Origin of the sequence: Acidovorax sp. HMWF029 (assembly GCF_003060895.1) — a bacterium.
In the GTDB taxonomy this organism is placed as follows: Bacteria; Pseudomonadota; Gammaproteobacteria; order Burkholderiales; family Burkholderiaceae_C; genus Acidovorax.
In genome coordinates, this window is record NZ_QAIH01000225.1 from 154,739 (window position 1) to 156,425 (window position 1,687).

Below are 1,687 nucleotides of genomic sequence, written 5' to 3' on the forward strand. Positions count from 1 at the left end.
CGGCGCCCGGTGGCTGCAGCCGCCAGGGCTCCAAGTCACCCACACGGAAGGATGGCGCACCATCGCCACCGCAAACGCCGGGGTAGCCCCGGCCACCGCACAGCCGACACCGGCACGCCCGGCCGCCCCCCCGACGCTGGTGCCAGGCCTACCGTTCGACGAGAAGATCTACTCCCTGGCCTACCAGGTGTTTCTAGAGAACCGCAAGCCCGATGACGCCTGGGCCATTGCCCGCGCGGCCGTGCAGCAGCGTCCCGGTGACATCGCTTGGCGCGAGCGGCTGGCCCGCGTGTCCGAATGGACCGAACGGCCTGGTGTGGCACTGGAACATTGGCTCGTCATTGCCCAGAAAACCCAACGCGACGATGCCTGGCAGGCGGTGCTGCGCATTGCGCCCGGTCAGTTCGACGACCAGGCGCTGGTACTGGCCCTGCGCTACAGCCTGCGCGGCAATCCATCGGACAGGGAGCTCATCGAGGATCTGATCGAGGCCTACGAACGCCTGGGCGAACCCCAGGCCGCCATGGCCTACCTCCAGGAGCACGGCCAAGGCATCGCCGCCCGCGAGCAGATGGCGCTGCTGGCCGAACGCATGGGCGAGCCGCAGACAGCACTCGCTTTCTGGCGCGAGGTGCTGGCCACCCCCGAGAACGTGACGCCCGAGCGCGCCATGCATGCCGCCGTGCTGGCCCTGGTGCTGCGTCAGCCCGACCAAGGCTTGGCGTGGCTAGAAGCCGCCCGCGACAAAGGCATTGCACCGGCCATCACCACCGAGTTCTGGCGCATGACCGGCCAGCTGGCCGAAAGCCGCCAGCGGCAGGAGCTCGCCATTGAGGCCTACCGCAAGCTGGCCGCCGCGCCGGACGCCGGCGCCGAGGACTTCGAGGCCTTGGTGCGGCTGCTGGCCGAAGACAACCCCCTGGAGGCGGCGCGGATCAACGAACTGGCCTGGCGGCGCCTAGGCACTTCAGGCTACCTGGTGTCGGCGCTCACGTTCCACGTCAGCCGCAGCCGCTGGGCCGACGTGGGCCTGCTGTTGCGCGAGGCGGCCAAGCCCGGCGACCGCCCCATTCCCAGATCGACCATACCGCTCATGCAGATGCCCGAGTTCCTGCGCCTAGCAGGAACCTACTACCAGAACACGGGTGATATGGCCAAGGCCCGCGCCTATTTCGAGGCTGGGCTGCGCGCCGCCCCCGACTCGGCCGACATGCGCAGCGCGCTGCTGTGGTTGTTCATCGACAGCAACGACGCCGTTGCACTGCGCAAGCTGCTGGGGACCAACGAACCCGCGTGGAGCGCCGATGCAGCGCTGCATGACTCGCTGGCCTCCGCCTACCAGGCGCTGTCGCTGCCACAAACCGCCCTGGACCGCTATCTGACTCCGCGCATAAAGGCCCACGAAGGCAACTTCCTGTGGCTGATGAACTATGCCGATGCACTCGACCAGAACCAGCAGTTCGACCAGGCCTGGCGCCTGCGCCGCCACCTGCTGGCCCAGCAATGGCAGCAGGTGCGCGCGCGCCACAGCACGGGCACATCACAGGCCGTCGCTCAGGCCCGCCGAAGCTGGCTGAACGAGCAGGGATTGGACCAGACGCGCCGCGTGGCCCGCACCCGCCTGGTCCTGTCCCAGGGCCAGGGCGACCCGGCCATGAGTGTGCTGCGTGAACTGCTGCGCCTGGAC

At 68.9% G+C, this 1,687-nt stretch carries 1 protein-coding gene; it reads left to right on the forward strand.

From position 1 onward, the window contains the following. Positions 1-1,687 (forward strand): tetratricopeptide repeat protein (locus DBR12_RS23005; RefSeq protein ID WP_233244608.1); only part of this gene is annotated, 1,687 nt, incomplete at both ends.